The sequence below is a fragment of the Streptomyces tubercidicus genome (assembly GCF_027497495.1).
Classification (GTDB): Bacteria; Actinomycetota; Actinomycetes; order Streptomycetales; family Streptomycetaceae; genus Streptomyces; species Streptomyces tubercidicus.
Genome location: NZ_CP114205.1, coordinates 3391062 through 3403377 on the forward strand (window position 1 = coordinate 3391062; position 12316 = coordinate 3403377).

Consider the following 12316-nt stretch of genomic DNA (forward strand, 5'->3'; position numbering starts at 1 on the left):
AACGTGACTGCCGCCCCTTTGGAGCGAAACCCGTGAAGAGGTTGAGGCGCCCGCTCCGGCATCACGCCAGATGGAGCGCCGCCAACAGCGCATCCACCAGCGGCCGGTCCCGTTCCTGGGTGAGGCGGTGGCGGGCGTCGGCCGGGGAGAGCCACTCCAGGCGGTCGACCTCGGTGTTGGGGGTGAAGGCGCCGGCGAGGGCTTCGGCGGACCAGTAACGGACGGTCTTGGGGCGGCCGTTGGCGTAGTAGGTGGAGGTGGGCAGGGGGGCGCCGGGGCGGCAGTCCATGCCGGTTTCCTCCGCCACCTCGCGCACCGCTCCGGCCAGCGCGCTCTCGCCGCGCTTCAGTTTGCCTTTGGGGTGCGACCAGTCGTCGTACTTGGGGCGGTGGACGAGGGCGATCTCCAGCCCGTCCTCGGTCGAGGCGCGGCGCCACAGGACGCAGCCCGCGGCCCGTACCGGCTTCTGATAGAACGTCACCTCGACACCCCTTTCCCTGCGGTCATACGGCCGGGCTCGCATTCCGGCCGCGCTCCGTCCCCGTGGTCATGTCCCCTCGCCTCCGCGGTTCTTGCGGTCCGGTGTCGGGGGCAGCCAGACGCGGCCGAAGGCGAAGCGGGCGGCCTCTACCTCGTGGCGCTGGTCGGCGTGCAGCACGCCCAGGGCGTAGGCGGTGGCCGGGGCGATGCGGGGGGTGCGGGCCGCGGCGGCGGCTGCGGCGGCGGCCTCCGCGGCGTCGCGGTGCCACTCCAGGGCCCGGCCGGCCTCCGCGAGCAACAGGTCGCCGTACTCCGGCGCGATCACCTCCTGGGCGTAGCGGCTCAGCCGCACCAGCATCCGGACCTGGTGCCAGGGCGCGTCCTGGCGCTGGTCGGCGGCGAGGGCAGCGGCGTTGTACGGGTAGCCCGCGCGGGACAGCGGCAGTGCGGCGACCGCCTCCGCGAGCCGCCGGTGCGCCTGTTCGGCGAGCGGCGGGAGCGCCTCGTCGGCCGGGAGCTCGGCGGTCGTACGGGCCAGTGGCGCCTCGGAGGCGAGCACCGCCACGGAGTCGGCGACGGCGTGGAAGCGGGAGGAGCCCAGGGCCTGGAGCGCGGCGGAATGGGCGCGGGTGCGGGCGAGGGTGAGCTGGCGGTCCAGCAGCGCCCCGGCCCGCGCCGCACCGGCCGACAGGGCGCCGTCGGGGTCCGGGTCAGAGGAGGCGGAGGAGGCGGGCGCCAAGGAGGACGAGGTCGGCGCTGCGGTGGAGGCGGTGGCGGCGGTCGGGCCGGTGGTGGTGCTGCGGTCGGTCCGTTTGTCGCGCTCTCCCCGGCCCGTACGGTCCCCCCGGCCCGCGCGGTCCCCGCGGTCGGTGCGGTCGCCGCGGTCCCCGCGTTCGGGGCCCCGGCCGGTCAGCCGCTGGAGGGCCGTCATCAGGCGTTCGCGGCGGGCCGCGCAGGCCTGTTCGCGGGCCAGGGTGCCGGACAGCCAGCCCAGTTCGGAGCGGAGCTGGTCGGCCCAGGACTCGTCGGCCAGGGGCCGGAAGGTGTGCAGGGTGGCGCTGATCCGGCGGGCGGCGCGGCGCAGTTGCCACGCGGCCTCACCGGCGCCCTCGGCGTCCGAACCGCTCTCCCGGTGCAGCCGCAGACTCCGCAGGAAGTCCGCGGACTGCTGGTGCAGATAGCCGGCGAGCACCTCCTCGGCCGTGAGGGAGGCGAGACCGGCGCTGATGTCCGGGCTGATGCCGGTGCCGGGGTCGCGGCCGGAGCCGGTGCCCCGGTCGGCGCCCGTACCGCGCCCGCCGCCGTCCTCCCCGTCGCGGGCGCCCGGCACCCCTTCGTACGCGGCGTCGTCCGGCCCGTACATGCGGTCGTTCCCCCCGTACGGCCCGTCCACCACCGCGGCACGGGCTCCCGGCGCCCGGCCGGGCTCGTATCCGATTCCGATGAGACCCGCCGGCCCCCCGGTCAGCTGGTCATGTCGCTGGGCCACGCCGGCGCCTCCGGGCGTCAATGAGCATTTCCTGTACGTTGCGCAGCGGCGCGCCGTCCGCGTCCACCGCCTGCCGGGTCCAGTCCCCGTCCGGGCCGAGATGCCAGGACGAGGTGGAATCCGACGTCCCCGTCTCCAGCAGCCGGCTGAGGGAGGCGCGGTGCGCCGGGTCGGCGACCCGCACCAGCGCCTCTATCCGGCGGTCCAGATTCCGGTGCATCATGTCGGCGCTGCCCAGCCACACCTCGGGCTCCCCGCCGTTGCCGAAGACGAAGATCCGGGAGTGTTCGAGGAAGCGGCCGAGGATGCTGCGGACCCGGATGGTCTCGCTCAGGCCGGTGACGCCCGGCCGGAGCGCGCAGATGCCGCGGACCCAGATGTCGACCGGCACACCGGCCTGGGAGGCGCGGTAGAGCGCGTCGATGACGGCCTCGTCGACCATGGAGTTGACCTTGATGCGGATGTACGCGTCACGGCCCGCGCGCTGGTTCGCGATCTCCTTGTTGATCCGCTGGACCAGGCCGTCCCGCAGGGACTTGGGGGCGACCAGGAGGCGGCGGTAGGTCTCGCGGCGGGAGTAGCCGGAGAGCCGGTTGAAGAGGTCGGAGAGGTCGGCGCCGACCTGGGCGTCGGCGGTCAGCAGCCCGAGGTCCTCGTAGAGCCGGGCCGTCTTGGGGTGATAGTTGCCGGTCCCCACATGGGAGTAGCGGCGCAGCATCTCGCCTTCCTGGCGGACCACGAGCGAGAGCTTGCAGTGCGTCTTGAGGCCGACCAGGCCGTAGACGACATGGCAGCCGGACTCCTCCAGCTTCCGCGCCCACTTGATGTTGGCCTGCTCGTCGAAGCGGGCCTTGATCTCGACGAGGACGAGGACCTGCTTGCCGGACTCCGCGGCGTCTATCAGGGCGTCCACGATCGGTGAGTCGCCGGAGGTGCGGTAGAGCGTCTGCTTGATGGCCAGGACGTCCGGGTCGGCGGCGGCCTGCTCCAGGAACGCCTGGACGGAGGTGGAGAAGGAGTCGTACGGGTGGTGGAGGAGGACGTCGCGGGCGCGCAGGGCGGCGAAGATGTCCGGTGCGGAGGCGGACTCCACCTCGGCGAGGTCACGGTGGGTGCCGGCCACGAACTTGGGGTACTTCAGCTCCGGCCGGTCCAGGGCGCCGATCCCGAAGAGGCCGGTCAGGTCCAGCGGGCCGGGCAGCGGGTAGACCTCGGCGTCGGAGATCTTCAGTTCCTGGACGAGCAGGTCGAGCACGGCCGGGTCGATGGACTCCTCGACCTCCAGGCGGACCGGCGGCCCGAAGCGCCGCCGCATCAGCTCCTTCTCCAGCGCCTGGAGGAGGTTCTCCGCGTCGTCCTCCTCGACCTCCAGGTCCTCGTTGCGGGTGACCCGGAACATGTGGTGCGCGCGCACCTCCATGCCCGGGAACAGCTCCTCCAGGTGAGCGGCGATGACGTCCTCGATGGGGACGTAGCGCTGCGGGGAGGCTTCCAGGAAGCGGGAGAGCAGCGGCGGCACCTTGACCCGCGCGAAGTGGTCGTGGCCGCTGACCGGGTTGCGTACGACGACGGCCAGATTCAGCGAGAGGCCGGAGATGTACGGGAAGGGGTGCGCTGGGTCCACCGCCAGGGGCGTGAGCACCGGGAAGATCTGCTGGCGGAAGAGGGTGAACAGGCGGGCCTGCTCCTTCTCGGTCAGCTCGGGCCAGCGGATCAGATGAATGCCCTGGTCAGCGAGCTCGGGGGCGATGTCCTGCTGGAAGCAGGCGGCGTGCCGGGCCATGAGTTCGCGTGAGCGCGTCCAGATGAGGTCCAGTACCTCACGGGGCTGCAGCCCGGACGCGGAGCGGGTGGCGACGCCGGTGGCTATCCGTCGCTTCAGTCCCGCGACCCGGACCATGAAGAACTCGTCCAGGTTGCTGGCGAAAATCGCCAGGAAGTTAGCCCGTTCGAGGAGGGGCGTGGCCGGGTCCTCGGCCAGTTCGAGCACCCGCTCGTTGAAGGCCAGCCAGCTGCGCTCGCGGTCCAGGAACCGGCCGCTGGGCAGCTCCTCGCCGTCCGCGCCCAGCACGCCCTCGTCCTCGTACGCGTCGGGATCGGCGTCCAGATCGGGCTCCAGGCCGGGCACCGTGCCACGGACCGCGTGCGGGCGGTGCGCGGCGATCGAGCCCACCGAAGGCTGGGCCGCGGGGCCCGGGGCCTGCGGGGGCTTCGGGGTGGGCATCTCGGGCTGGGTCTGTGCCTGAGCGCTGGGCTGCTGGTTCATGGCCTTATTCTTCCGCGTTCCGGGCGTTCCAGGCGCGTCAAGAGCTGGCGGCGGCGCTAGATGGAGCCTCGGGTTCGGGACGTTCGGCACAGCGGGCTGCATTCACCGATGCTCGCAAGCGACGTTGAATCGCCGGTAACGCGGATATGGCGACCAGGCAAGCGGGGTGCTACTCCCAGGTGTTTTTCGGGTCGGCCGGGGCCCGGCCCGGCGCCACGCCTGGGCGGCGCGGCTCGGAGGCGGGCCGGCGGCCGGCCGGCGAGCCGCGTCCCTGGTCTTTCCCCTGGACTGCCTTTGTAACACGCGCGGTGAGGGGGGAGAAATGGCCGGGTTTTCGATCTAGGAAATGGGGAGGTGGGGTGGTGGGTGGGGGGATCTTGTGGAATGCGGGGTGATGGAATGCGGGGGGGCGGAATGTGGCCGTACGGACTGAGACCGGGACCGGGGCCGGGGCCAGCCCAGTGGCCGGGCCCCCGCGCCGGGCCCCGCCGCCCGGCCCCAGCCCCGGTGGCGCTCCCCCTCCTGCCCTTTCCGCGACCGGTCCGGAATTGCCCCCGGCCCATGAAATGCCACAGCGAACGCGCAGGACCGAAATCCACGAAATGGCAGGACGGGAATCCGCCGGAAAATCAGCGCGCCAGGTGCCGGAAATCAGCGCGCCGGCTTTTCAGCCGTACCGGCGGCGCATCACCCGGAAGGCGATCACGGTCAGCACGGCCGTCAGGGCGAGCACGATCCCGCTCTCGATCCACGCCAGCGGCCAGTGGTGCGACGCCGGGTGGCTGTCCATGTACTGGCCGACCACATCGTGGCTGCGCAGACAGCCCTCGTAGTTCCCGGCGGACTGACAGACCGTGTCGGGCAGATGGGCACCGGAGCGGGTGTGGTAGCCCTGCCCCACGCCCCAGGCGTTGTCCGGCAGCTGGGCCGACTCCTTGGGCCCGAACTCGGTGCTGACGACCGGCATCAGGTACGGCCTGAGCAGCTTGAGCCCACCCTGGAGCGCGACCATGGCGCTCAGCGTCACGCCCATCGTCAGCACCGTACGGCGCAGCAGCAGACCGGCCAGCACCCCGACCGCCAGGGCCAGCAGGGAGTAGGCGACCGGCACCGGGCCGAGCGCGGCGAAGTCGAGAGTCGAGTACCAGTAGGCGCCGGAGACCTCGTCGCCGACGACCGCCCACATCCAGGCGAACACGGCCGAGAGCACCGTGGTGGCGGCCAGCACGACCAGCGCGGGCACCGCGGTCTTCGCCGCCAGCCAGCGCAGCGGGCCGACCGACTGGCTCAGGACGAGCTTGTGGGTGCCGGCCTCCATCTCCCGGGCGATCAGCGGTGCGGCGAGGAACACGCCGATCAGCACGGGCAGCAACATCAGCCCCATCTCGGCGAGTTGCAGGGGCTGGCCGTAGGTGCCGCGGAATTCGGTGACCGCTTCCTGGGTGCCGTCGCAGCGCGGGACGAGGGAGATCATCGAGCAGCCCTCGATGTGGTGGGACGCGATGAACTCACCCGCCCGGCTGCGCAGCACCGCGCACCAGACCGCGCCGCCCACCACGGCGGCCAGCAGCAGGCCGAAGAACAGCCGGTGCTGCCGCCAGACCAGCCAGGCGAGACCTCGCAGCGGTCCGCGGCCGCCCGGCTCCCCGGCCTCGTCCGGATCGCTCGCGGCGGGTCCGGACCCGTTCGCCCCGAGGTGTGCTGTGGTGGTCATGCCGCCGCTCCCTTGCCGATGTGGCCGATGTGATGGGTGTGCCGTGTGCGTGGTGCGCTGTCCGGCGGGTTCTGCCGGACGTCCCGCAGAGCGGCCGGGCCGCGCAGACCTGCCGGGCCGCGCGGCCCGTTGCGCGGCATACCGGGGATGCCGGGGTTGTTGCCGGGCCGGCGGCGTACGGGTGCCGCGACCGGTTCCGCGCTGGGTGCGATCAGGTCGGGTGCGCCGGGCGCGCGCAGATAGGCCAGCAGAAGCTCTTCCAGGGACGGCTCCGCGGCCTCCCAGGGACCGGCGGCCACCGGGCCCTTCCGCCGTACGACGGCGGTGAAGTGACGCCCGGACAGCTGTGCCTCGACGACCGGATGCGCGGCGATCGCGGGCGGCAGCGCCTCGCCCCGGCGCTGCCCCATCACCAGGGCGTGCGCCCCGATGAGGTCATCGACCTCGCCCGCGAGCCGCACCCGGCCGTCGCCCAGCACCAGCAGATAGTCACAGACCCCGTCGAGCTCGGCGAGCAGGTCCGACGAGAGCACGACGGTGGTGCCGTGCTCGGCGGCCTGGGCCAGCAGCAGCGCGGCGATCCGGTGCCGTACGAGCGGGTCGAGACCGGCGAACGGCTCGTCGAGCAGCAGGAGTTCGGGGCTCTTGGCGAAGGCGAGGGCCAGCGCGAGGCGGGTGCGCTGTCCGCCGGAGAGGGTGCCGGTCCGGGCGTCGAGGGGGATCTGGCCGTCCCGGACGATCCGTTCGGCGCACCGCGGGTTCCAGCGGCCGGGGTTGAGCTCGCGGCCCATCCGCAGGGTCTCGGCGACCGTCAGCCGCGGATAGAGCGGCTTTTCCTGGGTGAGGTGGGCGACCCGGACACGGGCCGAGGCGCCGGCCGGGGCCTCACCCCAGACCCGTACGGACCCCTCGCGGGGGCGGGCCAGCCCGGAGACGAGCGAGAGCAGCGTGCTCTTACCGGCGCCGCTGGGCCCGACCAGCGCGCAGATACGGCCGGCCGGCAGCCGGAAGGTGCAGTCGCGCAGCGCCCAGCGACGGCGGTATCGCGCGCCGAGGCCGACCGCCTCGATGGCGGTACGCCCCGAGGTCCGCCCGGTCCCGTGGTCCATGACCATCGACCGCATCCCGCCCCCCCCTAAGCCATTCCACTAATTAAGTAGTGAAAGGGTGGGGGAAGTGGGCTGCACCTGTCAACCTCACCCGCTCGGGCGGCGTCGGCCATGTCGCCCACGCCGTCCACCCCGGCCATACCGGCCGCTACTGAAGCTGCACTGCGAGCAGCTTCAACTCCACTACATCCAGGCCGAGTTGATCGGACGCAACACCGTCCCGGCCCGCGGGGCCGGGCGCAGCACCAAGCGCCGCAACACAGCCGAAGGGGCGGCCCTGGTGGACCGCCCCTTCGCGCCTCAGCTACCGCCCGCTCCCTCAGGTCTCCGACCGGTACATCAGATCCGTCTCGTGCGTCGCGAAGCCCATCCGCTCATACACGGTCACCGCCGCCTTGTTGTCCGCGTCCACGTACAGCATCGCCGTCGGCAGCCCCTGACCGGCCAGATGGCGCAGGCCGATCGAGGTCAGCGCCTTGCCCAGGCCGCCGCCCTGGGCGCCCGGCCGCACGCCCAGCACATAGACCTCCCCGAGGCCCTCGTCGGCGTGCACCTTGGTCCAGTGGAAGCCGATCATCCGCCCGTCCTTCTCCGCCAGGAAGAAGCCCTTGGGGTCGAACCACGCCTCGGCCTTGCGGTCGTCCAGATCGCGCTGGATCAGCGAACCCTGCTCCGGATGGTGCGCGAACGCCTCCGCATTCGTCTCCAGCCAGGCCGCGTCATCGGTGCCCGGCTGGAAGGTCCGCACGGACACCCCCTCCGGGAGCACCGGCTCCGGCAGCTCCAGATCCGTCAGCGAGCGCCGCATCTGCCGCAGCTCCCGGAACATCGTCAGCCCCAGGGTCTGGGCGAGGTGCCGGGCCGCCGGATGCCCGCCGTGCGCCCAGACGCGCAGCCGGCGCCCGGACTGCTCCAGCAGCTCGCCGCCCAGCGCCCGGCCGTGCCCACGGCCCCGGTGCCCCGGGTGGACCACGAGTTCGGCGGCCGGTGCCTCCACCGGGTCGGTGTCCTCCAGCTGCCCGTACGCGACCAGCTCCTCGCCCTCGTCGCCACGCGCGTACACCAGCACATGGCGCACACCGGCGCGGCTTCCCCCGCGCAGCTGCAGCCGCCCCTGCTCGGACACGGCGGGCTGCCCGTCCGTCCGCGCGGCCCGCTCGATCAGCCCGAGGACGGCCGCGCCCGCTTCCGGCGCCAGATCGTCGACCACCTGGATCCTGCGGCCGGCCCGGCCCATCTCCTGTGCAGCGTCATTCATGTGTGAAGCGTACGACCCCGCCGGGTTCCCGGCGGGGTACCACCCGCACTCCGTCCCTCCCCGGCAACCCGCCCGTCACCCGGGCACCCCTGTTGCACTACACGCGTCGACAATAAGCTGCCGTCCGCTCAGGAACATCCAGGAGGGGACCCCATGCCAGCGACACCGCAACGGCGCCGCACCGTACGAAGATTGACGATCGGCGCCGCCGTACTGGCCGCCGCAGGAATTGCCGCCGGCGCCCTGCCGGCCGGCGCCGACACCGGCCGCACCGGCCACTCCGCCCGCAGCGGGCGCACCGTCGATGTCCAGCTGCTCTCCTTCAACGACTTCCACGGCAACCTGGAACCGCCGCAGGGCTCCTCCGGCACGGTCGAGGAGGTCCAGCCGGACGGCAGCAAGAAGAGCGTCCCGGCGGGCGGCGCCGAGTACCTCGCGCAGTCCCTCCGCACGGCCCGTAAGGGTCACCCCTACTCCGTCACCGCCGCGGCCGGTGACCTGGTCGGGGCCAGCCCGCTGCTGTCCGGGCTGTTCCACGACGAGCCGACCGTCGAGGCGATGAACAAGCTGGGCCTCGATGTCACCTCCGTCGGCAACCACGAATTCGACGAGGGCCGGACCGAACTGACGCGCCTTCAGAAGGGCGGCTGTCACCCGAAGGACGGCTGCTACGAGGACGGCCGGAAGTACCGGGGCGCCGCGTTCCCCTACCTCACGGCGAACGTCACCGACGAGAAGACCCGCAAGCCGCTGCTCAAGCCGTACACCGTCTGGAAGCACAAGGGCGTCAAGATCGGCTTCATCGGGGTGACCCTGGAGGGCACCCCGGACATCGTCAACGCCGAGGGCATCAAGGGCCTGAAGTTCCACGACGAGGTCAAGACGATCAACAAGTACGCCAAGGTGCTGAACAAGCAGGGCGTGAAGTCGGTCGTCGCCCTCATCCACGAAGGCGGTCTGCCCGCCTCCACCTCCTACAACTACAACTGCGACAGCCCCGGCGACGGCGACGGGATCTCGGGCCCGATCACCGAGATCGCCAAGCACGTCACACCGCAGGTCGACGCGCTGGTCACCGGCCACACCCACCAGGCGTACGCCTGCACCATCCCGGACCCGTCCGGAAAGCCGCGCACCGTCACCTCCGCCGCGTCGTACGGCAAGCTCTTCACCGACACCACGCTCACCTACGACCGCCGCACCCACGACATCGTGCGGACCGCAGTCAAGGCACCCGGAGCGGTCAACCACGTCGTCGACCGCACCCAGCCCAAGGCCGCGGACATGACGTCGCTGATCGCCCGCTGGAACAAGCTGGCCGCGCCGGTCGCCGGCCGCCCCGTCGGCCATATCTCCGCCGATATCGCCGGCCGCGGCGCGAACGCCCCCGAGGCCCCGCTCGGCGACGTCATCGCCGACGCCCAGCTCGAAGCCACCAAGGCGGACGGCAAGGGCGGCGCCCAGCTCGCGCTGATGAACCCCGGCGGTGTGCGCTCCGACCTCGCCTTCAAGGCCTCCGGCTCGGAGGGCGACGGCGTGGTCACCTACGGCGAGGCGTTCACCGTCCAGCCCTTCACCAACATGCTGAACGTCATCGACCTCACCGGCGCCCAGCTCCTCACCGGCCTCCAGCAGCAGGTCAGCGGCCCCAACGCGGCCTCCCCCAAGATCCTCCAGGTCTCCAAGGGCCTCACCTACACCCTGGACATGACCAAGTCGGGCACCGACCGCATCGTCAAGGACTCCGTCAAGCTGAACGGCGAGCCGCTTGACCCGGCCAAGACCTACCGCGTCGCCATGAACGAGTTCCTGGCCGGCGGCGGCGACGGCTTCCCCGCCTTCAAAAACGCCAACAACAAGTACGTCGGCCCCTCCGACCTGGACGCCTTCACCACGTACCTGACGGCCCACTCGTCGGCGGACAAGCCCCTGACTCCGCCGAAGACCGACCGGATCACGGTCGTGAAGTAGGCGGCGGGGCCGACGCCCAGACCGCCTCGGCGCTCCGCCCCGCCCGGCCCCATACGACGTCCCCGCTCCGGTCAGTAGCCGGGGCGGGGACGTGTGCGTCAGGGCGGGGCCCTGGGCATCGGGGCGGGGCCTCTCGCCTCGTACGGCCCCTCGCCAGTCCGATCCAGCCGGGGGCATGGCGCCGGCTGGCCTCTGCCCCACGGCGGCTCCGGTCAGTCAGCGGCATCGCGCGTCGCCCCCTCAGGCCAGACGATGTCCACCGGCACCCCGATACGCCGTGCGTAAGCGACCACGTCGGCGGTCCCGCCGAAGCCACGCGCCGCCTCGCCGTCCCACACCGCGATCAACCGGTCGACCAGCCCCACCAGGATCTCGCTCCCCGCCATATGTGCCTGCGAGGTCGATTCGTCCATGTCCGTGTGGTGGACTTCCACGGCCTGTCGCAGCAGCGCGTCGTACGTGGCGTGATGCGTGGAAGGCAGGCCATCCCGGTACCGGTCAGCAGGAATCACCACCTCAATGCGACCGCCCACCGCGAGCACGGACTCGGCAAACCACGAGTCGGGCCCGTCAGCGACACACGAAACACCACACAGTTCCGTCGGTTCGTACTTCTTCACCTCGGCATCAAGGCCGGGCCGGACGAGCTTTTCGACAGCGGCCGACAGCCCCCGATGCCCCGTGATTCCGACCTTCACAGCGGCACACCTTTCGTCGTGGTCAGAGGACGACTCCATAGAGGCGTTCATCGAAATCACGCACGATCTTCGCCGGCGTTGCCGATGTGTAGCCCCTGCGTAGCGCACGTGCCCGTTCAACGATCCGGCCAGACTTGTATCGCAGACCGATCTCCAATGCACGCGTGCCCAATCCGAACGCCGCGTCCAGGCGCCCCCCTGTCAGGTGCCCAGACGCTAGGTCGAGCGTCAACAACGCCCGTTGCTTCTCATGCCCAGCCGCCATGACCGCCCCGGCTGATTCCTGGGCACCTGACACCCATCGTGGAATCCCAAGACGAGCACCGCAGGCGACACGGCACGCGGCAACCTTGCTTTCGTTGAAAGTGAAAACCCAAGGCCATGGCGGCGGGTCATCTTCTGTGATCTTTTCCGCGGAACGAGCCGCAGCGGTCAGTGCCGCATCTGCTGCTGACTCGTTCCCCGCCGCAGCATGGGCCAGCGCTTCCACACTGGACAGCCACGCAACAGCGATGTGCGGGGGTCCTGCGCCAAGCTGTTTGCGTGCGGCGCGGCAAAGACCCAACGCCTGTGAACCGTTGCCTGCATGTGCTTCAAACTGCGCCAAGCTGCCTACCTGATAGGCCGTCAGTAGAGGATTGGCCGCACGCCGCGCCGCTTTCACTGAGGAGCCGTACCAAGTGCGGGCCGATCCGTAGTCCCCCATGTCCCATGAGAGCCAAGCGGCAAAGCCGGCGACTTCGCTCCCCACGGCAGCGAGCCGTACCCGCTGCTCATTTGTCTCGGCCTCACCGGCCAAGCCTTGCGCCAATCGCAGGTGCCCCAAGACTGGTTCCACAAGGAGACGCGAGGCGGTAGAGCCGTCCATCCGGCGAAATGCCGAGGTGGCCACACGCAGTGTGGCAGCTTGCCCGCCGTCCGCCGGCTGAGCACGAGCAGCCGGAAAAGCCTCAAAGGCCGGCGCGACGGCAACGGCCACAGCCCCCGCCAGGAAATTACGCCGTTCCACGTCAGTTCCCTCAACTTTCGCAGCGAGAGCCGCTGTGTGATCGGCGAGGCCGACCAAGTACGGAGGAATCTGTAAGTACTTTGCCGCGCTGGCCAATTGTGCAGTCTCGTACGAGTCAGCCCCACGCTTCTCCAGACGCGACACAGCGGACTGGCTCGTTCCGCAGGCTTCCCCAAGCTGCTTTTGGGACACGCGCTGTGCCATCCGTGCAAGCTTCACGACCTTGCCGTAGTCGCCCACTCGTGACGCCTCCCGGATCGCTTGGGACGCCCAATTCATCCGCACCACCCTTCCGGTTGTACAAGGTCCACCCCCGGCCTCG

The 12316-nt window shown here is 71.1% G+C and carries 9 protein-coding genes; 1 reads left to right on the forward strand and 8 read right to left on the reverse strand.

Translation table 11 applies throughout. The features are described 5' to 3' along the window. Positions 1 to 61: 61 nt before the first annotated feature. The 6 genes from STRTU_RS14520 to mshD form a co-directional block, all read right to left on the reverse strand. On the reverse strand, positions 62 to 481 hold the full coding sequence (locus STRTU_RS14520) for an NUDIX hydrolase (RefSeq protein WP_159743921.1): 420 nt from the start codon (positions 479 to 481) through the stop codon (positions 62 to 64). A gap of 66 nt (positions 482 to 547) precedes the next feature. Then, complete coding sequence (locus tag STRTU_RS14525; protein ID WP_159743922.1) at positions 548 to 1990, reverse strand: CHAD domain-containing protein; 1443 nt, start codon at positions 1988 to 1990, stop codon at positions 548 to 550. Beyond that, a complete protein-coding gene (locus tag STRTU_RS14530) occupies positions 1953 to 4235 on the reverse strand; it encodes an RNA degradosome polyphosphate kinase (RefSeq protein ID WP_159743923.1) in 2283 nt (760 codons plus the stop codon). The genes STRTU_RS14525 and STRTU_RS14530 overlap by 38 nt, the downstream gene beginning before the upstream one ends. A 667-nt stretch (positions 4236 to 4902) precedes the next feature. After that, a complete protein-coding gene (locus STRTU_RS14535) occupies positions 4903 to 5949 on the reverse strand; it encodes an ABC transporter permease (RefSeq protein ID WP_159743924.1) in 1047 nt (348 codons plus the stop codon). Continuing rightward, positions 5946 to 7073, reverse strand: a complete 1128-nt coding sequence (locus tag STRTU_RS14540; RefSeq protein WP_371873595.1) for an ABC transporter ATP-binding protein — start codon at positions 7071 to 7073, stop codon at positions 5946 to 5948. Before STRTU_RS14540 ends, STRTU_RS14535 begins: the two co-directional genes overlap by 4 nt. Positions 7074 to 7377: 304 nt before the next feature. After that, positions 7378 to 8316 carry a mycothiol synthase gene (mshD, locus tag STRTU_RS14545; RefSeq protein ID WP_371873596.1) on the reverse strand — a complete coding sequence of 313 codons (939 nt, stop codon included), beginning with the start codon at positions 8314 to 8316 and terminating at the stop codon, positions 7378 to 7380. A gap of 153 nt (positions 8317 to 8469) precedes the next feature. Between mshD and STRTU_RS14550 the strand changes: the two genes are divergently transcribed. Continuing rightward, entirely contained in the window at positions 8470 to 10287 is a 1818-nt protein-coding gene (locus STRTU_RS14550; protein WP_159743925.1) for a bifunctional metallophosphatase/5'-nucleotidase, read from the forward strand. 212 nt (positions 10288 to 10499) lie between these two features. Here STRTU_RS14550 and STRTU_RS14555 read toward each other — a convergent pair whose 3' ends face one another. Continuing rightward, complete coding sequence (locus tag STRTU_RS14555; RefSeq protein ID WP_174878869.1) at positions 10500 to 10985, reverse strand: hypothetical protein; 486 nt, start codon at positions 10983 to 10985, stop codon at positions 10500 to 10502. Between the two features lie 22 nt (positions 10986 to 11007). Then, the gene (locus STRTU_RS14560) at positions 11008 to 12234 is read right to left on the reverse strand and encodes a helix-turn-helix domain-containing protein (RefSeq protein ID WP_246240521.1); all 1227 of its coding nucleotides are present in this window, start codon (positions 12232 to 12234) and stop codon (positions 11008 to 11010) included. Positions 12235 to 12316: the final 82 nt, after the last annotated feature.

Excerpts from the sequence above, each read along its gene's own strand:
- STRTU_RS14530 (WP_159743923.1), bottom strand. The coding sequence starts at position 4,235 with ATGAACCAGCAGCCCAGCGCTCAGGCACAGACCCAGCCCGAGATGCCC.
- STRTU_RS14535 (WP_159743924.1), bottom strand. The coding sequence starts at position 5,949 with ATGACCACCACAGCACACCTCGGGGCGAACGGGTCCGGACCCGCCGCG.
- STRTU_RS14540 (WP_371873595.1), bottom strand. The coding sequence starts at position 7,073 with ATGCGGTCGATGGTCATGGACCACGGGACCGGGCGGACCTCGGGGCGT.
- mshD (WP_371873596.1), bottom strand. The coding sequence starts at position 8,316 with ATGAATGACGCTGCACAGGAGATGGGCCGGGCCGGCCGCAGGATCCAG.
- STRTU_RS14550 (WP_159743925.1), top strand. The coding sequence starts at position 8,470 with ATGCCAGCGACACCGCAACGGCGCCGCACCGTACGAAGATTGACGATC.